The sequence below is a fragment of the Actinocorallia sp. A-T 12471 genome, assembly GCF_033875155.1.
GTDB lineage: Bacteria > Actinomycetota > Actinomycetes > Streptosporangiales > Streptosporangiaceae > Actinocorallia.
On sequence record NZ_JAWZTE010000011.1, the window covers coordinates 23,640 to 48,332 of the forward strand.

Consider the following 24,693-nt stretch of genomic DNA (forward strand, 5'->3'; position numbering starts at 1 on the left):
CACGATGATCTCCCGAGGGGGCGGTGAGATGACGGCTATCCAAAGATTGAGTGGGTTGTCATGGCTTCGCCCAAACGCCGGACCTTCGGCGTCCGCAGCAGGATCGCGCTCCTCCTGGTCATTCCCGTGCTCTCGCTCATCGTCCTCTGGGCGTTCACCGCGCGGGTGACCCTGTCGGACGCGGTCGACACCTACCGTCTCCAGACGGTGTACGACGGGGTCGGCGACCCCGGCCGCGCGCTGGTCACCGCGCTCCAGGACGAACGCCGCCTGAGCGGCCTGCACCTCGCCGGCGGCGAGGGCGCGGGCGGACCGTCGCACCAGCGCCTGATGGGCGCGCGCGCCGCCGTGGACGAGGCCGAGGTCGAGTTCCGCGCCAAGGCGCTCACCGACGACGTCCGCGACGCCGCCGACGCCGACGCGCGCAAGCTGCTCGGCACGTTCGTGCAGACCCTCGACGCGCTGCCCGAGGTGCGCGCCCGCGTCGACTCCGGCGCGGCGACCCCGGCCGAGGCCGTCGGCGGGCTCAGCCCGATCATCCTCGCGGGCCTGACCGCGGTGAACGACCTGCTCATCTCCGACACCGTCCGGGTGTACGAGAAGTCCGAGGCGCTCGTCTCCTTCTCGTGGGCGCGCGAGTTCATCCTCCGTGAGGACGCGCTCGTCGCGCCGATCGCGGCGGCGGGGACCGGCCGGATGACCGTCGCGCAGCACCAGGACTTCGGCATCTGGTTCATGGGCCACACCCAGATGACCCAGATGTCCATCGGGCGTCTGGGCGCTGACCTCCAGCAGCACGGCCTGGCGATCACCCAGAACCCGGCCTACAAGCGCGTCACCGGGCTGGAGATCGCGATCCAGCGCGCGGTGGGGGCCAAGAAGCTGCCGAAGGAGGTCATCGAGGGCTGGGAGCCCGCGGTGACCGCCCTGCTCGAGGTCTGGGACCCGCAGATGGACGAGGCGGCCGCCAAGCTGCGCGCCGAGGCCGACGAGATCACCGAGGGCGTCTACTTCAGGCTGTGGCTCGCGGGCGGTCTCGGGCTGCTCGCCGTCATCCTGTCGATCGTGCTGAGCGTGCTGCTCAGCCGGGGTCTGGCCCGCGACATCGGCAACCTGCAGGCCGCCGCGCGCGACCTCGCGGAACACCGGCTCCCGTGGGTCATCGCCAGGCTGCGCAGGGGCGAGAAGGTCGACCTGTCGGAGCTGCCGGAACCCGGCGTGGAGAGCCGCACCACCGAGGTCGCGGCGGTCGGCGACGCGCTCGGCACGGTCCGGCGCACCGCCCTCGAGGCCGCGGTCGGCGAAGCCCACCTGCGCGACGGCATCAGCCGCGTGTTCCTGAACCTCGCCTGGCGCAGCCAGTCGCTGCTGCACCGCCAGCTGCGCATGCTCGACGCGCTCGAGCGGCGCGCGCCCGACCCCGACACGCTGAACGACCTGTTCCAGCTCGACCACCTCACCACGCGCATGCGGCGGCACGCCGAGGGCCTGATCATCCTTTCCGGGGCCGCGCCCGCGCGGGCGTGGAGCCGTCCGGTGCACTTCGCCGACGTGCTGCGCGGCGCGGTCGCCGAGGTCGAGGACTACACGCGCGTCGAGGTCTCCTGCAACGCGCCGGTCGCGCTCGCCGGAGCGGCCGTCACCGACGTCATCCACCTGCTCGCCGAGCTCGTCGAGAACGGCACCGCGTACTCGCCGCCGCCCACCGAAGTGTTCGTGCACGGCGAGGCGGTCGGCAACGGCTTCGCCATCGAGATCGTGGACCGGGGCGTCGGCCTGTCGCAGGAGGAGCTGGCCGAGCTCAACCGCAGGCTCATCGAGGTGCCCGACTTCGACCTCGCCGACAGCGACAGGCTCGGCCTGTTCGTCGTCTCCCGGCTCGCCGCGCGGCACGGCATCCGGGTGACGCTCCAGCCGTCGGCCTACGGGGGCGTCACCGCGATCGTGCTCATCCCGCACCGCCTCGTCGTGCCCGAGTCGCAGATCTCCGACCCGCTGCCCGCCTCCCAGATGCCCGCGCTGGAACAGGCCGCGGCCCCCGGCGAGGCCCCGCGCACGGGCCCTGACGGCAGGTACGCGCCGCCCAGGCCGACCCCCGGCTTCCCGCCGCAGTTCACCCAGGACCTCCCCAGCGACTTCCAGACCGGCTACCAGCCGGGTCTCCCGGCCGACCCGCCGCCGGGCTTCCCCGCCGACTTCAGGACCGAGTTCCCGCCCGAGTTCCCGACCGGCGCGCAGCCCACGGTCCAGCCCGACCCGGGCACCGGGTACCCGCCCGGGTACGGGCGTCCCGGTGAGGCCGAGGGCCGCTACACGCCCGAGTCCGGCCGGCTGATGCCCGAGCCGCCGCCCGCCGAGCCGACCGCGAACGGCCATGTGGTGCCGCCGCGCCCGGCGCGCTCGGGGGACCTGCCGCGCAGGGTGCGCCGGAGGCCCGCGGGCGGACCGGAGGGCCGTGATGGCGAAGTTTGACGAACGCTGGGTGGACGACGACGCGGGCCCGGTCGTCAGGTCCTACGCGTTCACGCGGGGCAGGACCCGCCCGCGCGGCGTCTCGCTCGACGTCGTCACGCTGCTGCGGGCGACGGGGCGGGAGCCGCCCTGGGGGACCCGGCTGTCCCGTGAGGACGCGCGGCTGCTGACGCTGTGCCGCGCCCCGTCGGTGCTCGCCGACCTCGCCTCCGACCTCGGCCTGCCGCTGGGCGTGGTCAAGGTGCTCGCGGGCGAGCTCATCCACCTCGGCCTGCTCGAGGTGGCGCGGCGGCCGGGGCCGGAGCGGCCGCACGCCGACCGCGCGCTGTTGCAGAAGGTTCTTGACGGCCTGCGCGCGCTGTGATCAGGCGCGGCGGCGCACGACGTATTCCGCGAGCGCCCGCAGCCCAGGCGCGGCCTCCGCGCCGATCTCGTCAATGACGGCGAGCGCCGCGGCCAGCTCGCGTTCGGCGAGGTCCTCGGTGAAACGGCGGCCCCCCGCCTTCTCGATGAGCCCCGCGGCGCGGCGGGCGCGCGCCTCGTCGTCGGGACGGTCGGCGAGCAGCTCGGCGAGCCCCTCGACGCCCGCGCCGAGCGCCGCGACGACCGGAAGGCTCTTCTTGCCCTGCCGCAGGTCGTTGTAGACGGCCTTGCCCGTGACCGCCGGATCGCCCCAGATGCCAAGGACGTCGTCCACCGCCTGGAAGGCCAGGCCCAGGTGGCGGCCCATCCGGTCCATGAGGTGCGCGCCCGCCGCGTCGCCGCCGCCGAGCAGCCACCCGACCGACGCCGCGCACCCCAGCAGCGACGCGGTCTTGCCGATCGCCATCGCCGTGTACTCCTCGACGGTGACGGCCCCCGGCCCGGACCAGGAACGTTCCTCGAACGCGGTGTCGGCGGCCTGCCCGTTGACCAGTTCGACGAGGACCCCGGTGAGCTTGCTGACCGCGTCGGCGTTCCCGCTGCGCGCGAGGGTGTCGAGGGCGAGGGCGAGCAGCCCGTCGCCGGCGAGCACGGCCGCGCCGACCCCGTACGCCTTCCAGGCGGTCTGGCGGTGTCTGCGCAGCTCGTCGCCGTCCATGATGTCGTCGTGCACGAGGGAGAAGGCGTGCACGAACTCCACCGCGACCGCGCCCGGCGCGGCGTCCTCGGGAGCGCCGCCCGCGGCCACCGCGGCGAGGCCGGCGAGCGCGGGCCGCACGCCCTTGCCGCCGTCGCCGTCACGCGGGGTGCCGTCGGCCTCGCGCCAGCCGAAGGTGAATCCGGAGATCTGGCGGGGCCCCGGATGGAGCCGGTCGGCCGCCTCGCGCATCGCGGGGCGCATCCAGCGTCTTGTGTCGTCGAGTATCCCGACCACGTCGGGGACGCGCGCTGCTATGCCGGGGTCGAGTGTCTGCTGGGTCATCACATGGCCCTTTCTCACGACTGCGATGGCGCCGATTTTCCAGAATGCCAAAGAACGATCATCGGATGAAACCATTTCTTGGTTTCATTGTTGTAAGTATCTTTCGATGATCGGTCGAACGCGGAGAGTCATTTCTATAAATGTTGGTCGCGGAGAGTTGATCATCTCTCACAGGCTGTATTTCTATGTGTGGGAGGTCACATGAACGTGTCCGACTTGTCAGGTTGAAGGTGGCTTGATCCTCTCAATGGATCATGAAACACTCCGGACTTGTCGGATTCATCCTGGTCTGGTCTGCTCCGGGGTCTGGCCGGCCGCAGCTCGGGAAAGAGGGACCGCACAAATGGCTCTTGATACAGCCGTGAGACCCGCGCGCGAAGCGCGAAAGCTGCCCGTCTACCGCGACATTCCGAGCTTTCTCCGTGACCCTCTGGGTACATTCGAGGAATTGGGCCGCCAGGCCCGGGGCGACATCGTCCGCCTCGACGCCAAGGTCCTCAGCCCGTACCTGGTGACCAGGCCCGAGCACCTGCAGCACATCCTGCGGGCCAACCAGGGCAACTACGCCCGCGGCGGGATGTTCTACGCCCCGCTCGACAAGCTGTTCGGCGACGGCATCCTCGGCCAGGACGAGGACGCCTGGATGCACAGCCGCCGCATCATCCAGCCCATGTTCACCGCCCGGCACATCAAGCGGATCCAGTCCGACATCGCCGGGTTCATCAACGAGGGCCTCGACCCCGTCGAGGAGGCCGCCCGCACCGGCGCGCCCGTCGACGCGCTCGACCTCATGGCCTCGATCGTCACCAAGGCGATCGTCGGCGTGATCTTCGGCCAGCGCATCACCCGCGAGCAGGTGGACGACCTCGCCGGCGCGACCAACGCGATCATCCCGTCGATGATCCCGCGCGTGGTCACCCCGTTCCTTCCCCGCTGGGTGCCGCGGCCGAAGGACAAGGAGTTCAACGACGCGATCAAGACCTTCGACCGGCACATGTACGCGGTGGCCGAGGCGACCCCGCAGGACGGCGACGACGACCTCCTGACGCTCCTGCTCGGCGCGCCCGACCCGCACGGCCTGCCCGCCTCGCCCAAGTGGCTGCGCGACAACTTCTCCGGCGTGTACGGCGCGGCAAGCGAGACCACGGTCTCGGCGATGGTCTGGGCGATGCCGATCCTGTTCAACCACCCCGAGGTGTACGCGAAGCTGTGCGCCGAGGTGGACGAGGTCGTCGGGTCCGACCCGGTGAGCCCCGACCACCTGCCGCAGCTCGTCTACACCAAGCAGGTGATCGACGAGCTGCTGCGGTACATGCCGGTCGGCTGGCTGTTCAGCCGGGTCGCGCTCGGCGAGGACGTGATCGACGGGGTCCGCATCCCCAAGGGCGCGGACATCCTCATCAGCCCCTACCTGACCCACCGCAGCCCGCTGTTCTGGGACAGGCCCGACGAGTTCGACCCCGAGCGCTTCGCGCCCGGCGCGCCGATCCCGCACCGCTACGCCTACTTCCCCTTCGGCGGCGGCGCGCACATCTGCATCGGCAACCACCTGTTCGCCACCGAGGCGCTGCTCCTGCTCGCGGGACTGGTGAGCCGGTTCAGGATCACCTCGGTGACCCCGTCCGACCCGACCCCCGTGGTCGGCGCGACCCTCCGGCCGCTGGAACGCGTCATGATGACCGTCAGGCCGGCGCGCTGAGCCCGGAACCCCCCGAGAAGCACGAGGACGTGCGGTGAAAGACCTGCTCGACGCACGGGGCTGCGGCATCGCCGCCGCGGTCTCCGGCCAGGCACAGCGGCGCATGCGCGGCTGGGCCGCCAAGTACCCGGGCCTGTACGACAAGCCCGAGTTCGACCCCGCCCTGTACGGCACGCTCGCCCAGGCCGCGTCCTTCAGCGGCCCCTGGTACGACGCGGACCAGCTCGACGCGGCCAACAAGACGTGCCTGTGGGCCTTCGGGCTCGACTGGCTCGTGGACTACCAGGCCAAGTCCGAGGACGAGGTGAGCGCGCTCATCGGCCGCGTCAAGGCGGTCGCGGCGGGCGAGGCCGAGCCCGACGACGAGCTCACCGCGTTCCTCGCCGAGCTGCGCGACGACCTGCCCGACGACCCCGCCCTGCGCGGGATCTGGCGGGACGAGCTGGGCGTCATGCTCGACGGGATGGCCTTCGAGTGGCGCTGGAAGTCCGACGGCCCGCGCCCCGACCTCGACGGCTACCTCGACAACGCCGACAACCTCGGGTTCTCGTTCGTGTTCTTCGCGCACTGGATCGCCAACGGCGCGACCGGCGACTTCCCCGCGCTGCGCGAGGCGAGCCGGGTCGTCCAGCGGGTCCTGCGGCTGGTGAACGACCTCGGCACCTACGAGCGCGACCTCAAGTGGGGCGACCTGAACGCGCTGCTGCTGCCCGGGGCCGACAAGGCCGCGGTCGAGGCGCGCGTCGAGACGCTGATGGACGACGCGCGGCGGCTGCTCGCGCCGCTGCCGCCCGAGCACGGCGTGTACATGCGCCGCCAGATGGAGTTCTGCGCGGGGTTCTACGGCGTCACCGACTACTGGGGGGCCGAGCTGTGAGCGCCCTCGACGCCCGCGCCCAGGAGCTCGTCGACGGCCTGCTGGCCGAGCCCTGGGGGCGGTCGTCGCCGTCGGTGTACGAGACCGGCAGGCTCGTCGCGCTGACGCCCTGGCTGGCCGGGCACGACGCCCGCGTCCGCCATCTGCTCGACGCCCAGCGGCCGGACGGCGGCTGGGGTCCGGAGAGCGGTCCCGGCTACCGGATCGTGCAGACGCTCAGCGCCGTCGACGCGCTGCTGGCGGCCGGGCGGACCGAGGCCGCCGAGCGCGGTCTGGCGTTCGCGCACGCGCTGCTGTCCGACCTGCCGCCGCTGCCCGACATGCCGGCTATCGAGCTGATCTCGGCGTCCCTCATCCGCGCCGTCAACGAGCGCAGACCGGGCGCGCTGCCCGTCCCGGAAGCCCTTGACGACGGCACCCTCGACCTCGTGCGGAGCCTCGCGGCGAGCGGCGAGCCGCTGCCGGTCAAGCTGCTGCACGCACTGGAGATCCTCGGCCCCGGCGCGGTCGGCCTGGCCACCGCGCCCGTCGAGCCGACCGGCACCGTCGGGGCCGCGCCCGCGGCGACCGCGGCGTGGCTCGGCGCGGAACCGCCGCCCGCGCACGACCCCGCGCGCAGGTTCCTGGAGACCGCCGCGCGCCAGTACGGCGGCCCGGTCGCGCCGGGCGTGCCGATCACCGTCTTCGAGCGCGGCTGGGTGCTCGTCGCGCTCGCCCGCGCGGGACTCGCCTTCCACGCGCACCCCGACCTCCTGCTGAGCCTCGCCGACCCGATCGGCGAGCACGGCGCGCCCTGCGCGGCGGGCCTCCCGACCGACGCCGACACCACGTCCGGGGCCCTGCACGCGCTGTCCCTGCTCGGCAGCCCCGTCGCGCCGGACTGCCTGCTCGGATACGCGACAGATACCCATTTCTGCACGTGGCCCGGCGAACAGGGCAAATCGGTGACTACCAACGCGCATGTCCTCGAAGCGTTCGGACGCGCGCTGGCCGACGGCCCCGATCCGCGTTATGCCGACGCCGCCGCGAAAGCCGCGCGCTTCCTTCGCGAGACGCAGCGGCCCGAGGGCTTCTGGGACGACCGCTGGCACGTCTCCCCGTATTACGCGACGATGTCCGCGGCGCTCGCCCTCGCCGAATACGGCGGCCCGGAGAGCGCGGAGACCGTCGCGCGCGCCGTCTCCTGGGTGCGCGCCACCCGCGGCGCGGACGGCGGCTGGGGCGTCTGGGGCCCGACCGCCGAGGAGACCGCGCTGGCCCTGCACGTCCTGCTGCTCGCCGACCCCGCGACGGGCCCCGGCGACGCCGACGCGCGCGCCGGAGCCGACTTCCTGGAGGCCGCGGGGAACGACCACCCCGCGCTGTGGCACGACAAGGACCTGTACCTCCCCGAGGCGATCGTGGAGGCCACCGTGCTCGCCGCGCGGCGGCTCGCCGAGCGCGTCCTGGGCGCCCGGCGACGCCTGGACGACGTGTTGGTCACGTAGAAGCATCCTCATACTCCGGAACGCATTTCTGCGACTTATCTGGAAGATGCTGTGATGTTGTCGTTTACTGCGATGCTCACGGACCGGGGTTGCTATCGTGTCTGACCGTCGAACTGAATCGGTACCGCACATCCAGGTCCGTGTGATTCGACTTTGTTAACGGGACGCCGGGCCGAGCTCGGCGATCCCCCGTCTATGTGCGATGGAGCGGCTGTAATATGCGCCTCCGCAATTCTCGGGTGCGGACCAAAATCACGGCACTCCTGCTCTCGCTCGCCGCGCTGTGGGTCTTCGCCGCATGGGTCACCCTGCGTGAAGGCGTCAACCTGCTCTGGGTCCAGCAGATGGACGAGCGGATCTCCAAGCCGGGTGACGTGCTGGTCATCAAGCTCCAGGAGGAGCGCCGGCTGTCGATGATCCTCGCCGGCGACCGCACGCCGGAGAACGTCAAGGCGGTGCGGGACAAGCGCCAGGAGACCGACGCGGCAGTCGCCGAGTACACCCGCCTCGCCGACTCCACGATGGTGCGGCTGGCCGGCGACGACATCCTCGAGCGCAGGATCGAGGCGTCCTTCACCGCGCTCGCGGGCCTGGAGGAGGCCCGCGGCTGGTTCGACAGCCCGACCCAGCAGTACGCCGACCACGCCAGGTCCAACTACACCGACGCCGTCACCGCGATGTTCCGCGTGTACGACGGCATGGCGACCCTCGACGACGACCAGTTCGCCAACGACACACGGGTCCTGGTGAGCATCAACCGGGCCCGCGAGCTGTTCTCCCAGGAGGACGCGCTGGTCGCCGGCGTGCTGGCCTCCGGCCGGTTCACCACCGGCTCGTTCAACGAGTTCATGCAGCTGGTCGGCGCGCAGCGGCACGCCTACGCCGAGGTGGCGCAGAACCTCCAGGAGTCGTTCCCCGACGCCGCCGAGCGGATCTCCTCCGCGCCCGCGCGCATCAAGACGAGCGGCCTCGAGGACCAGCTCATCGCGCTGGTCAACCCGCGCAAGCAGATCCGCGCGGTGACCCTCGCGGAGTGGAACTCGGCGGCCAAGACCTGGTTCGACGAGACCTACGACATCATGCGCGACTCCGGCGACGGCCTCGTCGAGGACTCGATCCCGATCGCCGCGGGCGTCATCATCCGGCTGATCCTGGCCGGTGGTCTCGGCTTCCTCGCGGTCGTCGCGTCGGTCGTCCTGTCGATCACCACCGCCCGCCACCTCGTGCAGCAGCTCGAACGGCTGAAGGAGGCGGCGCACGAACTGGCCGACGTCCGGCTGCCGAACGTGGTCGAGCGGCTCGGCCACGGCGAGACAGTCGACGTCAACGCCGAGGCCCCGCCGCTGGAGTTCGGCGACGACGACATCGGCAAGGTCGGCCAGGCGTTCAACGCCGTCCAGGAGACCGCGATCCGCACCGCCGTCGAGCAGGCGGAGCTGCGGCGCGGCATCCGCGACATCCTGCTGTCCCTGGCCCGCCGCACCCAGGCGCTCGTGCACCGTCAGCTGACGCTGCTCGACGTCATGGAGCGCCGCGAGATCGACACCGAGGAACTGGAAGACCTGTTCAAGATCGACCACCTCGCGACCCGAATGCGGCGCAACGCCGAGAACCTGATCATCCTTTCCGGCGCGACCCCCGCGCGCGGCTGGCGGCGGCCCGTCCCCATGGTCGACGTGGTCCGCTCGGCGGTCTCGGAGGTCGAGGACTACACGCGCGTCACCGTGATGCCGATCGACGAGGTCCACCTCGTCGGCCGCGCCGTCGCCGACATCGCGCACTTGCTCGCCGAGCTCATCGAGAACGCCGTGTCGTTCTCGCCGCCCTACACCTACGCGCAGATCTCCGGCCACATGGTGGCGTCGGGGTACGCGATCGAGGTGGAGGACCGCGGCCTCGGCATGTCGGACGAGAACCTGGAACTCATCAACCAGCGCATCGCCGACCCGCCGGAGTTCAACCTCTCCAGCTCGGTCCAGCTCGGCCTCTACGTGGTCGGCAAGCTCGCCGAGCGGTACGGCATCCAGGTGATGCTCAAGCGTTCGCCCTACAAGGGCACGACCGCGGTGGTCATCATCCCGCGGGAACTCATCGAGGAAGGAGAGTCCGGCGCGCCGTCGAAGCCTCTGACGGTCGTCGGGGCGTCCATGCCGGAGAGCACCGACTCGCCGAGCCGGAACGGGGAGCTGTTCAGCGCCCCCGCCCTGGTTCCCCCGCCCGCCCCCGAGCAGGCGCCGCCGGTGAACGCACCGCCGGCCGCCGAAGCGCCGCCGCAGAACCCGACGACGCAGTCGGGACTGCCGGTGCGGGTACCGCAGGCCAGCCTCGCCTCCCAGCTCCGGGAGGAACCCAACGAGGCAACCGTCGACGACGATCCAGGCCGTTCGCCCGAGGAGATCCGCAGGATCGTGGGCGCGTTCCAGAGCGGCACACTGCGCGGCAGGGCCGCCTCCGTTGAGAGTGAGACCGAGTGATGCAGAAGACCGGGGCCGGCGCCGATCTGGCGTGGCTGTTGGACGACCTGGTCAAGCGGGTCAACGAGGCCGAGCACGCCATCGTGCTCTCGGCCGACGGCCTGCTCATGGCCCAGTCGCACGCGATCAGCCGGGACGACGCCGAGCACCTCTCGGCGGTCTCGGCCGGAATCCAGAGCCTCGCCAAGGGCGCGGGCGAGAGGTTCGGCGGCGGAGCGGTCCGCCAGACCATCGTGGAGATGCGGTCGGCGTTCCTGCTCGTCACGGTGGCGGGTCAGGGCGCGTGTCTTGCGGTCCTCAGCACCGAGGACGCCGACGTCGGCCTGATCGCCTACGAGATGGCGATGATGGTCACCAAGCTCGGCCACCATCTCTCCACCCCGGCGCGGGTGACGGAGTCGGCGTGAGCTACCCGCCGGAGGGGCAGGATCCCGACCGCTGGACCGACGACGGCGCCGGTCCCCTCGTCAGGCCGTATGTGATGACCGGCGGACGGCTTCAGCCCGTCCGCGGCACCTTCGACCTGATCACCTTGGTGGAGGCGACGGGACCCGTCCCGGCGCACGTCATCGGGCTCGGACCCGAGCATCTGGCGATCCTCCGCCTCGCGCAGACGATGATGTCGGTGGCCGAACTCACCGCGCACCTCGACCTTCCCTCGGGGACGGTCAGGGTGCTGCTGGGAGACCTGCTCGACAAGGGTCACGTCACCGTCCAGGAACCCACACCGGAGATCGACATGCAGGACCTCAGGATGTACCAGGCGGTGATTGATGGCCTCCGCGCCCTCTAGCGCTCCGGGGACGCGCCGCCGGATGCCGACGGCGATCAAGATCCTCGTCGCGGGCGGCTTCGGCGCCGGCAAGACGACCCTCGTCGGCGCGGTCTCGGAGACCAAGCCGCTGCGCACCGAGGAGATCCTGACCGACCGCGGCGTCGGCGTCGACCACCTCGACGGCGTCGAAGCCAAGAAGACCACGACCGTCGCGATGGACTTCGGCAGGATCACCTTCGGCGAGGAGTTCGTCCTGTACCTGTTCGGCACGCCCGGGCAGGAGCGGTTCTGGTTCATGTGGGACGAGGTGGCGCTCGGCGCGCTCGGCGCGGTCGTCCTCGCCGACACGCGGCGGCTCGCCGACTGCTTCCCCGCGATCGACTACTTCGAGCGCCGCGGCACCCCGTTCATCGTCGCGGTCAACTGCTTCGAGGGCGCGCAGCGCTACGAGGTCGGCGACGTCAAGCAGGCGCTGCAGATCCCGCCGGAGATCCCGGTCGTGCTGTGCGACGCCCGCTCCAAGGAGTCCTCCAAGGAGGTCCTGATCACGCTGGTGCAGCACGCGATGCGCCAGCGCGCGGCACGCTAGCTGCACCCTTCGAACTGCGGCACATGCCCGGTGGTCTTCAGCCCGGTCGGCTGGAACCACCGGGCGAGCAGTTTCCCTGCGGTCCCGTCCTGGTACATCTCGGTCAGGGCGCGGTTGACCGCCTCGCATCCGCCTATGTCGTCCTTGTGGATGCCGATCCCGTACTTCTCGTCGGTGAACTTGGCGTTCACCAGGCGGAACGCCTCGGGCCTGCGCAGCGCGAACCCGGCGAGGATGACGTCGTCGGTGGTGAGCGCGTCGAGGCGGCCCGCCTCGAGCATCTCCACGCACTCGCCGTAGGTCGTCGCGGGCACGAGCCGCGCCTTGATGCCGAGTTCGACGGTGACCCGCTGCCAGGAGATCGAGCCGCCAGCCTTGCACAGCCGCTTGCCGCGCAGGTCGTGGACGCTGTGGATGTCGGCGTCGTCGTCGCGGACCATGATGTCCTGGTGGCCGATGATGTACGGGCCCGCGAAGTTGACCTCGAGACGCCGGTCGGGCGTGATCGAGTACGAGGCGACCACGAGGTCGACCTTGCGTTCGCGCAGCAGCCGTTCCCGGTCGCCGGAGGTGATCGACACGAAGTCCGGTTCGGCCCCGAGGTAGGCGGCGACGTAGCGGGCGACGTCGATGTCGAACCCCTCGAACTCGCCGTTCGAGGTGCGCTGGCCGATGCCGGGCTGGTCGAACTTGACGCCGATCCGGAGGGTCTTCTTGCCCTCGACGCCCTGGGGGGCCTCCTCGGCGCAGGCCGTCAGGGTCAGGGCGAGCAGGCCCGCGAGGACGGGGGCGAGCACGCGGCGCGCGAGGCCGCGCGGGGTGGGGGTCATCGGAACTCCGCGAGGCGGGGGCGGATGCCGAGCAGCACGAGGGCGAGGACGGCGAGCACGCTGACGGGCAGGCCGGTGTCCCAGCCGTCGAGCGCCTCGCCCGCGCGGGTGACGCCCGCGTCGAAGGAGGTGCGTCCGGCGTTGACGAGTTTGTCCAGTTCCTGGTCGTAGGCGGCGTAGGTCCCGGCCGCCGAGCCGGTGCGCAGCACGATCGCCTGCCTGAGCCTCCCCGCCCCGACGAGTTCGCGAAGGTTCCGGTCGGTCTTCTGGAACGCCCGGTAGCGCACGAGGACGGGGTCGGAGGCGTCGGCGTCCTGAAGGAAGCCGCCCTTGAGCGGGGACTTGGCTATCGCCGCGTAGTAGGTGGGGAGGTTGCCTGCGGGCACATAGGCGATGGTCTGCGAGGTGTCGAAGTACACCTGCTCGTAGGTCTCGGCCCTGTCGGGGTCGAGGAGCCAGCGGAGCTGGTCGGCGGCGGCCGTGCTGCTGATCGCGCGCGCCCTGGTGTAGGTGAGCGCGTTGTCGAAGCCCGCCTCCTTGGCCTGGCGCAGATGCGCCGAGGATCTGGCAAGCGAGGCGATGGCGAGGCCGGAGAGCACGAGGACGGCCGCGGTGGCGAGCGCGAGCGGCGGGTTGACCGCGCGGCGGAACCTGCGCGAGATGCAGACCTGGAGCCCGGCCAGCAGGGCGAGCAGCGCGACGGCGGCGACGCCGACGCGGACGAGCGCGTCGGTGGCCCGGTCGGTCTCCGAGACATAGGTGCGCCGGACGATCGCGGCGCTCTCCAGCGTCAGGTTGTAAGCCTGGGGGAGGAGCCTCGTGCGCATGAGGTCGGTGGCCCGCCGGTAGACGGCGAGGACCTCGCGGGGCGGCGGGCCCGCGCTCTGGTTCGTCCGTTCGGCGAGGACCATCGCACGCGCGGCGAGCCGCTCGTACTCGCCGAGGTTGTCGAGCACCGACTGGACGGTCTCGCGGCCCTGCTCGTTGCGTCCCGCGATGTCGAACGCCTGGAGCACCGCCCTGCCCGCCTGCTTGCGGCGCTCCTCGTACATCGTCATGGACGCGTCCCTGCCCTGGCCGAGCCCGTGCTCGCGGCCGATCAGCAGGATGCCGGCGAGCTGGGCGTCCATGTCGCTGAGCGCGAGGTACAGCCCCCCGGTGTTGACGGCCTGGGGCCCGGCGCCCTCCCCGACGACCTGGAGCCCCTCGCGCGACTCGGCCATGCCGCTGTGCACCGCGCCGAACAGCCCGGCGACGCCGACGGCCACGGCGGCCGTCCACAGGTACAGCCGCGCGGGCACGGTGCGCGGCGCGGGACGGCGGCGCGGCGTCCGCACCCTGCGCCGCCGCGACCTGACGGCCCTGCGCGCCGGCTCGGAGGGCGGGGTGATCGTGTCCGTCACGGCGCGCCCTTCACAGGTCGAGCCCGTCGGCCTCGACGGGGACGACCGCGACGGTGATGTTGTCGTGCCCGCCGCCGTGCAACGCCGTCCTGACCAGTTCCCGCGCGACCGACAGCGGGGTCCTGCGCTGGCCGCGCGGCCCGGTGAGCGGCCCTGAGACGGGGTCGGCGAGCGGGTCGGCGACGGCGGCGGCCATCGCGATCGGGGAGGCCATGTAGTTCCACAGGCCGTCGGTGCAGACCACGAGGACGCCGGGCACCTCGGGGGCGTAGACGCGCACGTGGACGTCGATCTCACGGGCGTCGGCGCCCATCCAGCCGACGAGCATGTGCGCGCGCCGGTCGGCGTACGCCTCCTCCTCCGACATCTTGCCGTGGGCGATCACCCATTCGGCCCATGAGTCGTCCTCGGTGAGCAGCTCGTCGCCGGTCGCGCCGACCCAGTAGGCGCGGCTGTCGCCGATCCAGCCGAGGGTGAGGGTGTCGCGGCCGCCGGTGCGTCCGGCGACGGCGGAGATGTAGGTGCAGGCGGGGGCCGAGGTCTTGTCGGAGGTGAGCGAGGCGACGGCCTTGGCGGCGGCCAGCGCGGCGGTGCGGGTGGCGTCACGGGGGTCCGCGCCCGCCTCGAGCTCGGCGGTGAGGACGGCGAGGCCGGTCTCGACCGCCGCCCGGGAGGCTTCCTCGGGGCGGGGCGAGGCGGAGACCCCGTCGGCGAGCACCGCGACGACCCCCGCCGAGGTGCGGGCGAGCGCCATGCCGTCCTGGTTGGTGGGGTGGCGCAGGCCGCGGTCGCTCACCGCGGCCGCGTCGTGGCCCAGGTCTATCTCCATGTGGTCGGCGGGGGCGCGCCGGGAGGTCCCGCCGGCCTCGGCCTCCCGCCCGCGCAGGCGGTGGCCGCAGACCTCACAGAACACGTCACCGGGCATGACCGGTGCGGAGCAGATCGGGCAGTGCATGTCGTTCCGTTCGCTGGGAGCTTGCGGCTGGTCGCCGTGCCGTTCCCGTGCGCGGGGCCGCTTGTCGCGGCGGTCCCGGTCACAGGAGGGTTCTCGGTCTGACGGCGTTGGCACGGGTGATCAGCCTGTGGCGTTCGGGTGTGTCGTCGCAGAGGCGGGCGAGGGTCCGGTAGGTCCTCTCCAGCCCGGTCCGCAGACCCCGCTCGGTGAGGGGATGGCCGAGCAGGACGGCGGTGGAGGAGTGCCCGGCGAGCACCCATCCGAGTGCCGCGTCGAGGATGTCGGCGGCGAGGGTGCCGTGCCGCTCGGCGTCGAGCCTGAGCCGGTCGAGACGGCGTCCGGCGTCGAGGAGGTCGTCCTCGGCGAGGTTCGCGGGGGAGCGGCCGAGCACGAGCGCGCGGATCGCCGACATCCCGGCCGCCTGGCGCTGGCTGGAGACCGGCGGCACCGAGTCGAGCGCGCCGACCGCGCCCGGCCTGTCGCCCGCCGCAAGGCGCACCCGCGACAGCCCGAACGCGGCGCTGACGTGGGAGCGGCCGGTCCGCCACACCGCCTCGTAGTAGCGCTGGGCGGCGGGCAGATCGCCCAGGAGTTCGCAGCAGAAGGCGAGGGCGAGCTTGGGCGCGAGCTCGCCCGGCAGCAGCGAGTACAGGGCGTCGAATCCGGCGCGCGCCTCGGCGGCCTCGCCCGCCGACAGGGCCGCCATCGCGTGGCACCAGTCGGCGCGCCAGTCGCCGGGCGGCAGTCCGGCGAGCACCTGGCGCGCCTCGTCCCTGCCGCTCAGCTCGATGTGCGCGACCGCCTTGCGCAGCAGCAGCTCGACGGGCGCGTCGGCGAGGTTCGCCGAGGCAAGCGCGGCGAGGACCGCGACGGGATCGTCGTCGCCCGCGGCGGGCGCGGGGACGCCCTCGCCGGTCGGCGCGAGGATCGGGACGGGCAGCGCCCGCACCGCGCGTCTTGGCGTCAGATCGCCCGAGACGGTACGGCGCTCCGGCCCGAACAGCGCCGACGGGGCGGGCCTCGCCTCGCCGTCCTCGGCCGACAGGACCTCGCGCAGCACCCCGGTGAGCTGCTCGGCCATCTCGCCCGCGTCGGTGAACCTGGCGAACGGGTCGCGCGCGGTGGCGCGGCGCAGGAACCTGTCGTAGGACTCGTTGTCGCGCAGCACCGGGACCTGCTCGCGCGGCGGCAGGTCGGCCGCGTAGGTCGTGGTGAAGTGGCGGAACGGGAAGCTGAGGACGGCCAGGGTGCGTCCGACGGTGAACAGGTCGGAGGAGACCGACGGGCCGAGCCCGGAGATCTCCGGGGCCTGGTAGCCGACCGTCCCGTAGATCGCGGAGGTGAAGTCCTCCATCCGGCGCACCCCGCCCAGGTCGATCAGCTTCAGCTGCTCCTCGGCCTGGATGGCGTTGTCGGGCTTCAGGTCGCAGTACAGCAGGCCGAGCGCGTGCAGATAGCCCATCGCGCGCAGCACCTCGAGGGCGTAGGCGATGGCCTGGCCGAGCGGCAGCGCGGTGTCCTGGCCGTGCTTGTCGCGGTGCTCCAGCAGGACGTCCTTGAGCGAGCGCCCCCCGACGTACTCCATGACGATGTAGCCGACCGGCGCGAAAGTCCGGGGCTCGGGATGCTGGACGAAGTTGTAGATCCTGACGATGTTGGGGTGCTCGACCTCGGCCAGGAACGCCTTCTCGGCGGCCGCGACGGCCCCCGCGGCGGGGTCGTCGGTGTCGAGCAGGCCCTTGAGCACGACCCAGCGGTCGTTCACGTTGCGGTCGCGGGCCAGGTACACCCAGCCGAGCCCGCCGTGCGCGAGGCAGCCGAGCACCTCGTACTGCCCGCCGACGAGCTCGCCGGGCCGCAGCTTCGGCAGGAACGAGTAGGCCGCGCCGCAGCGCGGGCAGAACCCCTCGGTCCGGCCGGGCCCACCGCCCCTGCCCCGGCCGACGGGTTCGCCGCACCGGCAGAACCTGCGCCGCTCGGCGACCATCGGATTGTCCAGGACCGCCTCGGCGGGGTCCCGGTAGGGCACCGGGGGGACCTCGACGAGCCCCGCGCCGAGCAGTCCGCGCCGTGACCTGCCGCTTGTGGAACCCGGCTGGGCGGGCGCCGACCATGCCGCGGGCGGCCTGATCGAACCCGTCCTGGGGAACCCGTCGTCCGCGACGGTCGGCTTGTGGTCCATCAATTCCCCATTATCGGACAAGCGCCGCCTTTCGGTATTGTTTACCCCCACCCCGCCTCCGCCGGTACACCGTCCGTGACCACCGTTTTCCTCTTTGGATGCGAGATTCCCGCAACCGGTTCAATCAGGTGGGCATCATGCGAAAAACCACAGGGTCACGGACGCCGCTAAGGCACCTCCCGGCACGTCCGGAAAACCGGGAACGGGATGCCCGGTGAGAATCCCGACTTCGTAAGGCAGTCCGGCGTCACGGGCGGCCCGTCACAGACCGAAGGCGGAGGGGGAGACCGCAGCGGCGATCGCCCGCGCGCCCGCGTCGTTCGGGTGCAGGCCGTCGCCGAAGTGCAGGTCCTCGCGCAGCAGGACGGGCCTGGCCGGGTCGCGCAGGGCGGCGTCCATGTCGAGGTGGGCGGCGAACAGGCCGGTCTTCCCCGAGGAGGCGCGCATCCAGGCGTTGAACTCCGCGCGGGTCTGCTCCCCGTGGCCCGTGTGGTAGCCGGGGTAGACCGCGCCGCCGAACGGCGGCAGCGTCGCGCCGACCGGGACCACGCCGGCCTCGCGCGCCCGCGCGGCGAGCGCGGTGTAGCCCGCGATCAGCGCCGACGCCGTCACCGGACGGCCCGTCAGGCCGAGGTCGTTGACGCCGAGGGCGATGATCACGTGGGTCACGCCGGGGACGCCGAGCGCGTCCCGCGCGAAGCGCAGCACCCCGGCCGGGCCGAAGCCGTTGGCCAGCAGCCGGTTCCCGCCGATCCCGGTGTTCAGCACCGGCACGCCGAGCCGCCGCCACAGGTGGTCGGGGTACCTCTGGTGCGCGTTGGGCGTGGTGCCCGACCCGTCGGTGAGCGAGTCGCCGAACGCCACGATGACGGGCTCGCCGCGCGCCGCCTCCCCGGACATGTCGACGCCCTTGATCCAGTGCAGCTCGGTGAACTCGCGCGCACCGGGCAGGATGGGCGAGTCCACCGACGCGAACGGCGCGGCATACCCCGTCTGGAGACCTTCCGGGTGCTGCGTGGCCGCGCCCCCGTCGTCCAGGACCGCGACGGTGATCGCAAGCTCCGCGTCATCCGGCACATCGAGGTCGACGGGGTCGCTGACAACATCGAGCCCCGGCAAAATCTCAACCCCCTCCCCGCCGCCGAACCGCAACTCCGCAGCCCCCGGCGCAACTCTCCCACCCCCCAGATGAAGCCCCGCCCGCCCCCGCCCGAACCGCACAGCCCCCCGCCCGAACTGATTGCTGAACCACACCCGCAACCGAGTCCCACCCCGCTGCAGATGCACCACCTGCCGCACCGCCCGCCCCGCGAACTCCGGCGCGGGAAACTCACTCCCCCCACACGGACAAACCATCACCGCCCGATGCCCCGCCCACCACCCCACCTTTACCCCCTTTACCCGGCCCGCCTCCCCGGCGACCCAACGAACACGACACTTCCCACGCCTCCCGGCGCCCCTTCCACCCAAGCCACGGACAGGAGCCTTCCGCCCCGATGCGCGGTTCGGGCACCTCACGTCTGGTCGAGCCCCCTTCCACCCGAGCCACCACAGGGGCCTTCCGCCCCGATGCGCGGTTCGGGCACCCTCAGGTCTGGTCGAGCCCCCTTCCACCCGAGCCACGGACAAGGGCCTTCCACCCCGATGCCTTCGGTTCGGGCGCCCTCAGGCTCGGTTTGAGCGCCCTAGCGCTCGAACCGAGCCTGAGGCTCTCAAGCGCCCGAACCCGGGAGCGACGAAGGAGCGACCCAAATGCGCGAGCGACCATCAAACAGGGTAGGGGCCGATCATGCGTCTGTTCGAGAACCCGCTGCTCCAGCTGTTCGCGGCGCGTGCCCTCGCGATGATCCCGCGTGGCGGCGCGGAGTACGGGGAGTGCCAGGCGGCCGCGGCCGACATCGTCGAGGGTGATGACGCGAGCTGGTACCGCTCGTGGACCACGCTCGGCGACACGGTCGCGGAGTGGGCGGCGGTGAGCGACGACAAGGGGCACTATCTGAGCGCGTCGGACGCCTGGCTCAAGGCCGCCACCTACTACCGTACGGCCTATTACCCGCTTTACGGCACTCCGGTTGATCCGCGTCTTGTGCTGGGGTTCCGACGCGAGGAGGAGAGTTTCCGGCGCTTCGCCGAGCTGCGCAAGCTGCGTGAGGTCGAGGTCCCCTTCGACGGGGTGAAGCTGCGCGGCTACCTGTGTCCGGCACAGGGTCCGGAGGAGGCCGAGCGCAGGCCGGTCGTGGTGTCGGTCGGCGGGGTCGGCACCAACCTGCACGAGCGGTGGGGGATGCACGGGCTGCCGGCCGTGCGGCGCGGCTACCACTGTCTGCTCCTCGACGGCCCGGGCCAGGGCAGGGGCCTCATCGAACTCGGCCTGCCGATGCGGCCGGACTGGGAGTACGTCATGACGCCGGTCCTTGCCGACCTGCGCCGCCGTCCCGAGGTCGATCCGGACAGGATCGCGCTCGTCGGCGTCGGGTTCGGCGCGTTCCTCGCCGCGCGGACCGCCGCCGCGTTCCCGGAGGTCGCCGCGCTCGTCACCGACCCGGGCCCGTGGGACCTCGGCGCGGAACCGCCCGACGATGACGCGTTCGCCGACCCCGTCATGCGGTGGCTGTACCAGCGGGCCGGGATGTGGGCGCACGGCTTCCACGACCTCGACGCCTACGTGGAAGACCTCGCGCGCTACCGGCTCACCGAGATCGTCGGGGACATCGGCTGCCCGACCTTCGTCACGGCCGCCGAGGCCGACCTGTTCTCACACCGCGCCGCCCGGTTCTACCAGGCCCTGGAATGCCAGAAGACCTTCACCGTCTTCACCCGCGCGGAGGGCGCGGCGGGCCCGTTGGAGCTGTGGAACAGGTCGCGGCTCGACCAGCGGGTCTACGACTGGCTCGACGAGACGCTGCACCACTACCCGGGCATGCTCGGGCCCGGCGCTTACTGCTGACGCCGCCGCGTCGCGCGGCGGCGTCAGCACAGGGTCAGCCGTTGGTGGGGAAGCCCAGGTTCACGCCGCCGTGCGACGGGTCGAGCCAGCGGGCCGTCACCGCCTTGGTGCGGGTGTAGAAGTGGACGCCCTCGGTGCCGTGCGCGTGGCTGTCGCCGAACAGGCTCGCCTTCCAGCCGCCGAAGCTGTAGTACGCCATCGGCACCGGGATCGGCACGTTGACGCCGACCATCCCGACCTCGACCTCGTTCTGGAAGCGCCGGGCCGCGCCGCCGTCGTTGGTGAAGATCGCGGTGCCGTTGCCGTAGGGGTTGGCGTCGATGACGGCCATGCCCTCATCGAAGCTGGGCACCCGGACGACCGACAGGACCGGGCCGAAGATCTCGTCCTTGTAGCAGTCCATCTCCGGCGTGACGCCGTCGATGAGGGTCGGGCGGAGCCAGAAACCGTCGCCGGACGGCAGGCCCTCGCGTCCGTCGACGGCGAGGGTCGCGCCCTGCTCGACCGAGGAGGTCAGGTAGGAGGCGACCTTGTCGCGGTGCTGGCGGGTGACCAGCGGGCCCATCTCCGAGGCGGGGTCGTCGCCGGGGCCCGTCACCAGGCCGGAGATGCGGTCCTTGATCTTGGCGACGAGCTCGTCGCCGACGGGGTCGACCGCGACGAGGACCGAGATCGCCATGCAGCGCTCGCCCGCCGAGCCGAACCCGGCGTTCACCGCCGCGTCGGCCGCGAGGTCGAGGTCGGCGTCCGGCAGCACCAGCATGTGGTTCTTCGCGCCGCCGAGCGCCTGCACCCGCTTGCCGTGCCGGGCGGCGGTCTCGTAGATGTAGCGCGCGATCGGGGTCGAGCCGACGAACGAGACTGCCTTGACGTCCGGGTGCTCGAGCAGCGCGTCAACGGCGACCTTGTCGCCGTGCACGACGGTGAACACGCCCTCGGGAAGCCCCGCCTCGGCCCACAGCTCGGCGATCTTCAGCGCGGCCGACGGGTCCTTCTCCGACGGCTTCAGCACGAACGTGTTCCCGCACGCGATCGCGATCGGGAACATCCACATCGGCACCATCGCCGGGAAGTTGAACGGCGTGATCCCCGCGACCACCCCGAGGGGCTGGTGGATGGAGTAGGCGTCGACCTTGCTTGAGACGTTCTCGGAGAAGCCGCCCTTGAGCAGGTGCGGGATGCCGCAGGCGAACTCGACGACTTCGAGGCCGCGCGCGACCTCGCCCGCCGCGTCGGAGAGGACCTTGCCGTGCTCTTCGGAGATGAGCGCGGCGACCTCGGCGGAGTCGCGGACGAGCAGCTCACGGAAGCGGAACAGGATCTTCGCGCGCTGCGACAGCGAGGTGTCGCGCCAGCCGGGGAACGCCGCCTTGGCGGACGCGACGGCCTCATCGACGTCGGCCGTCGAGGCGAAGTCGACGGTTCCGGTGACCAGGCCCGTCGCCGGGTTGTAGATGTCTCCGGTCCGCTGCGCCTGGCCGCTCCACGGCTTGCCGTTGATCCAGTGCGTGACGTGCTTGCCCATCAGGCGATCGCCTCCAGCGACTCTACGAGGATGCGCAGGCCGTCGGCGGCCTCGGCCTGCGTGAGGGTGAGCGGCGGAGCCATCCGCATGGCGTTACCGTACAGGCCGCCCTTGCCGACGAGCAGGCCGCGCGCCTTGGTCTCCTCCATCATCCGGGCCGCCAGCGCGGGGTCCGGACGGCCGGTCTCGGGGTCCACGAGTTCGAGCGCGAACATCAGGCCCTTGCCGCGCACGTCGCCGACGAACGGGAAGCGGGGGGCGGCCGCGCGCAGACCGTCGATGATCTCCGCGCCGCGGGCCGCGGCGTTCGCCTGGAGGTCGTTGTCGAGCACGTAGTCGAGGGTGGCGTTCGCGGCGGCCGTCGAGATCGGGTTGCCGCCGAACGTCGCGAGGCCGATCGCGCCCGGGCCGTCCATCAGGTCGCCGCGCGCGACGACGCCGCCGATGGCGAAGCCGTTGCCGAGGCCCTTGGCGAAGGTCATCGCGTCCGGGACGACGCCGTGGTTGGCGATGCCCCAGAAGTTCTCGCCGGTGCGGCCCCAGCCGGTCTGGACCTCGTCGGCGATGAACAGGATGCCGTGCTCGTCGAGGACCTCCTTGTAGGCCGCGAACAGGCCGTCGGGGGCCATGGTGAACCCGCCGACGCCCTGGATCGGCTCGGCGATCAGCGCGGCGACGTCGCCGCCCGTCGCGGTGGCCAGGACATGCCGGAGGTCCTCGACGCACACCGCCGCGTAGTCGTGGTCGGACAGCCGCGCGAACTGCGGCAGGTGGCGGTCCGCGCCGTGCAGGAAGCTCACGTTGAACGGGCTCAGGCCGTTGTTCTTCCAGGCCCGGTTCGAGGTGACGGCCGTCGCGCCGAAGGACTTGCCGTGGTAGCTCTGGCGCATCGCGAGGATCTGGTTGCTGCGCCGCGCGACCGTCGCCAGCAGCAGCGCGAGCTCGTTGGCCTCGGTGCCGGAGTTGGTGAAGAAGACCTTGGCGTCCGGAATGCCGGAAAGCCGAGCGATCTTCTCGGCAAGCTCGACCTGGCCGCGCAGCAGGTACACCGTCGAGGTGTGCACCACGCCCGTGGCGATCTGCCGCTCGACGGCCTCGCGCACCTCGGCCACGTCGTAGCCGATCATGTTGGTGAGGATTCCGGCGAAGAAGTCGAGGTAGGACTTGCCCTCGGCGTCCACGACGTGGTTGCCCTTGCCGCCCGTGATCTCGATGGGCTGCTCGTAGTAGAGGCTCATCCAGTGGGGCATGACCGCGCGGTGCCGCGCCAGGAGTTCCGACATGCCGCCAAGTCTGGGTCCGGCCGCGCCCGTCCGGCCAGCTGCAACATGTCGGCGAATCGACCGAACCCTTTACAGCATGTTCATGCAGGTCACCTAGGATGATGGGGCGATGATGCCGACCCTTGCCGACGTCCTGGACCTCGAACCGGTGCGGCGCGGCAGGCCCCGGGTGGTGGCGGGCCGCGACCGCCTCGACTCCCGCGTGCGCTGGGTCCACGTCGCGGAGATCGCCGACATCGCGCCGCTGCTGCGCGGCGGCGAACTCGTCCTCACCACCGGGATCGCGCTGCCCGACCAGGCGTCCAGGCTGCGCGACTACATCGGCGCGCTCGCCGAGGTCGGGGTGAGCGGGCTGATCGTGGAACTCGGCCGCCGCTACCGGGGCGAACTGCCGCAGGCGCTGGTCAGGGAGGCCGAGAAGCTCGGCGTGACGGTGATCGTGCTGGAGCGCGAGACGCTTTTCGTCGACGTCACCGAGGCGGTCCACGCGCGGATTCTCGACGCCCAGCTCGAGGAGCTGCGCGCGTCGGAACAGCTGCACGAGATCTTCACCCAGCTCAGCGTCGAGGGGGCGGGGCCCGACGAGGTCGTCAGGCAGGTCGCGGTGCTCGCGGGGCGGCCCGTGGTGCTGGAGAACCTCGCGCACCAGGTCCTCGCCGCCGACGCGGCAGGGCGCGACCCGGCCGAGCTGCTGTCGTCATGGGAGGCGCGGTCGCGGTCGGTGCGGCCCGCAGAACGGACCGCCTACGACGACGCGACCGGCTGGCTCGTCACGATGGTCGGGGCGCGGGGGGAGGACTGGGGGCGGCTGATCATGCTCGCGGGGGCCGCGCCGACGCCGCGCGAGACCGTCCTGATGGAGCGGGCCGCGACGACGCTGGCGCTCGGGCGGCTGCTGGATCGGCACGAGGCGTCACTTGAGCGGCAGGCGCACGGGACGATCATCAGCGCGATCCTCGCGCACGCCTACTCCGACCCGCAGGAGGCCGCCGCGCGGGCCCGCGCGCTGGGCGTCCAGCTTTCCGGGCGGCGGCTGCTCGGGGTGGTGATCCGGCCGCGTGAGCGGACCGCGCCGGAGGCCGTCGCGGATCTGGCGGAGGCGACGGCGGCGGCGAGCCGGGCCGCCGGGCTCGCGGCGCTCGTCGGGGTGCTGGGGGAGGGCACCGAGCAGGCCAGGGTGGGGGTGCTCGCGTCGCTGCCGCACCGCACCCAGGTCGAGCGGGCGTTGACCGCGCTGGCGGGGGCGCTGCGCGAGAGCGCGCCGGACGCCGTCGTCGCGTGCGGGTCGGTCGTGGAGTCGGTGCGCGACGTCCGCAGATCGTTCCTCGAAGCCGAGCAGGTGGCCGACGTCGCCGCGCGGGGCCCCGGCGACCGCCCCTTCTACCGCCTCCCCGACCTGCGCCTGCGCGGCCTCCTGCACCTCCTGCGCGACGACGCCCGCCTCCAGACGTTCGTGGAACGCGAACTCGGCGCGCTCCTCGAATACGACGCCCAACGTGACTCCGACCTGACCGGCATCCTCTCTCTCTACCTCGACGCCGGCCGCAACAAAGCCGAAGCCGCCCAACGCGCCCACCTGTCCCGCCCCGCCCTCTACGAACGCCTCCGCCGCATAGAACGCATCCTCAACACCGACCTCGACGACATCGAGACCTGCACCTCCCTCCACGTGGCCCTCCTGGCCCTAACCTCCCTCCGCCGCCCCCAATCCCCCTAACCCCACCCCTCCGGCCTGCGCTTCGGGGCCCTGGTCGGGATCGCCGCGCTTTTCGGCGCGTGTCCCGGGAGGT

At 72.0% G+C, this 24,693-nt stretch carries 19 protein-coding genes; 11 read left to right on the plus strand and 8 right to left on the minus strand.

Annotation, left to right across the window (positions count from 1 at the left end; all coding sequences use genetic code 11):
• Positions 1–60 precede the first annotated feature (60 nt).
• On the plus strand, positions 61–2,472 hold the full coding sequence (locus tag R9X44_RS26175; RefSeq protein WP_319816940.1) for a nitrate- and nitrite sensing domain-containing protein: 2,412 nt from the start codon (positions 61–63) through the stop codon (positions 2,470–2,472).
• Positions 2,459–2,836, plus strand: a complete 378-nt coding sequence (locus tag R9X44_RS26180; RefSeq protein ID WP_319816941.1) for a DUF742 domain-containing protein — start codon at positions 2,459–2,461, stop codon at positions 2,834–2,836. Before R9X44_RS26175 ends, R9X44_RS26180 begins: the two co-directional genes overlap by 14 nt.
• Here the strand turns inward: R9X44_RS26180 and R9X44_RS26185 are convergent, their stop codons facing one another.
• On the minus strand, positions 2,837–3,877 hold the full coding sequence (locus R9X44_RS26185; RefSeq protein ID WP_319816942.1) for a polyprenyl synthetase family protein: 1,041 nt from the start codon (positions 3,875–3,877) through the stop codon (positions 2,837–2,839).
• A 448-nt stretch (positions 3,878–4,325) separates the two neighbouring features.
• Here R9X44_RS26185 and R9X44_RS26190 point away from each other — a divergent pair, with 448 nt between their 5' ends.
• From R9X44_RS26190 to R9X44_RS26220, 7 genes are all read left to right on the plus strand, one after another.
• On the plus strand, positions 4,326–5,576 hold the full coding sequence (locus R9X44_RS26190; protein ID WP_319816943.1) for a cytochrome P450: 1,251 nt from the start codon (positions 4,326–4,328) through the stop codon (positions 5,574–5,576).
• 34 nt (positions 5,577–5,610) lie between these two features.
• Positions 5,611–6,453, plus strand: coding sequence for a terpene synthase family protein (locus R9X44_RS26195; protein WP_319816944.1), 843 nt, complete (start codon positions 5,611–5,613; stop codon positions 6,451–6,453).
• Positions 6,450–7,940, plus strand: a complete 1,491-nt coding sequence (locus R9X44_RS26200) for a prenyltransferase/squalene oxidase repeat-containing protein (protein WP_319816945.1) — start codon at positions 6,450–6,452, stop codon at positions 7,938–7,940. The genes R9X44_RS26195 and R9X44_RS26200 overlap by 4 nt, the downstream gene beginning before the upstream one ends.
• A gap of 239 nt (positions 7,941–8,179) precedes the next feature.
• On the plus strand, positions 8,180–10,414 hold the full coding sequence (locus R9X44_RS26205; RefSeq protein ID WP_319816946.1) for a nitrate- and nitrite sensing domain-containing protein: 2,235 nt from the start codon (positions 8,180–8,182) through the stop codon (positions 10,412–10,414).
• Entirely contained in the window at positions 10,414–10,821 is a 408-nt protein-coding gene (locus R9X44_RS26210; RefSeq protein ID WP_123662616.1) for a roadblock/LC7 domain-containing protein, read from the plus strand. Before R9X44_RS26205 ends, R9X44_RS26210 begins: the two co-directional genes overlap by 1 nt.
• Positions 10,818–11,207 (plus strand): DUF742 domain-containing protein, encoded by a 390-nt coding sequence (locus R9X44_RS26215; protein ID WP_319816947.1) that lies wholly within the window; start codon positions 10,818–10,820, stop codon positions 11,205–11,207. The genes R9X44_RS26210 and R9X44_RS26215 overlap by 4 nt, the downstream gene beginning before the upstream one ends.
• Positions 11,188–11,778: an ATP/GTP-binding protein gene (locus R9X44_RS26220; RefSeq protein WP_319816948.1), complete on the plus strand. Its 591-nt coding sequence runs from the start codon at positions 11,188–11,190 to the stop codon at positions 11,776–11,778. The genes R9X44_RS26215 and R9X44_RS26220 overlap by 20 nt, the downstream gene beginning before the upstream one ends.
• Here the strand turns inward: R9X44_RS26220 and R9X44_RS26225 are convergent.
• The 5 genes from R9X44_RS26225 to R9X44_RS26245 form a co-directional block, all read right to left on the minus strand.
• Complete coding sequence (locus R9X44_RS26225) at positions 11,775–12,608, minus strand: glutamate ABC transporter substrate-binding protein (protein ID WP_319816949.1); 834 nt, start codon at positions 12,606–12,608, stop codon at positions 11,775–11,777. The genes R9X44_RS26220 and R9X44_RS26225 overlap by 4 nt on opposite strands.
• Positions 12,605–14,011, minus strand: coding sequence for a hypothetical protein (locus R9X44_RS26230; RefSeq protein ID WP_319816950.1), 1,407 nt, complete (start codon positions 14,009–14,011; stop codon positions 12,605–12,607). Before R9X44_RS26230 ends, R9X44_RS26225 begins: the two co-directional genes overlap by 4 nt.
• Before the next feature lie 10 nt (positions 14,012–14,021).
• Positions 14,022–14,936 (minus strand): PP2C family protein-serine/threonine phosphatase, encoded by a 915-nt coding sequence (locus R9X44_RS26235; RefSeq protein WP_319816951.1) that lies wholly within the window; start codon positions 14,934–14,936, stop codon positions 14,022–14,024.
• A gap of 109 nt (positions 14,937–15,045) precedes the next feature.
• The gene (locus tag R9X44_RS26240; RefSeq protein WP_319816952.1) at positions 15,046–17,148 is read right to left on the minus strand and encodes a serine/threonine-protein kinase; all 2,103 of its coding nucleotides are present in this window, start codon (positions 17,146–17,148) and stop codon (positions 15,046–15,048) included.
• Between the two features lie 261 nt (positions 17,149–17,409).
• Complete coding sequence (locus R9X44_RS26245) at positions 17,410–18,267, minus strand: GDSL-type esterase/lipase family protein (protein ID WP_319816953.1); 858 nt, start codon at positions 18,265–18,267, stop codon at positions 17,410–17,412.
• Between the two features lie 670 nt (positions 18,268–18,937).
• On the opposite strand from R9X44_RS26245, the gene R9X44_RS26250 reads away from it, so the two are divergent.
• Positions 18,938–20,095: an alpha/beta hydrolase gene (locus R9X44_RS26250; protein ID WP_319816954.1), complete on the plus strand. Its 1,158-nt coding sequence runs from the start codon at positions 18,938–18,940 to the stop codon at positions 20,093–20,095.
• Positions 20,096–20,129: 34 nt separating this feature from the next.
• On the opposite strand, the gene R9X44_RS26255 is transcribed toward R9X44_RS26250, so the two are convergent.
• Together R9X44_RS26255 and R9X44_RS26260 are read right to left on the minus strand one after the other, a co-directional pair.
• Complete coding sequence (locus R9X44_RS26255) at positions 20,130–21,620, minus strand: CoA-acylating methylmalonate-semialdehyde dehydrogenase (protein ID WP_319816955.1); 1,491 nt, start codon at positions 21,618–21,620, stop codon at positions 20,130–20,132.
• Positions 21,620–22,903, minus strand: coding sequence for an aspartate aminotransferase family protein (locus R9X44_RS26260; RefSeq protein WP_319816956.1), 1,284 nt, complete (start codon positions 22,901–22,903; stop codon positions 21,620–21,622). The genes R9X44_RS26255 and R9X44_RS26260 overlap by 1 nt, the downstream gene beginning before the upstream one ends.
• A 109-nt stretch (positions 22,904–23,012) precedes the next feature.
• Here R9X44_RS26260 and R9X44_RS26265 point away from each other — a divergent pair, with 109 nt between their 5' ends.
• Positions 23,013–24,620, plus strand: coding sequence for a PucR family transcriptional regulator (locus tag R9X44_RS26265; protein WP_319816957.1), 1,608 nt, complete (start codon positions 23,013–23,015; stop codon positions 24,618–24,620).
• The last annotated feature ends 73 nt before the right edge of the window (positions 24,621–24,693 follow it).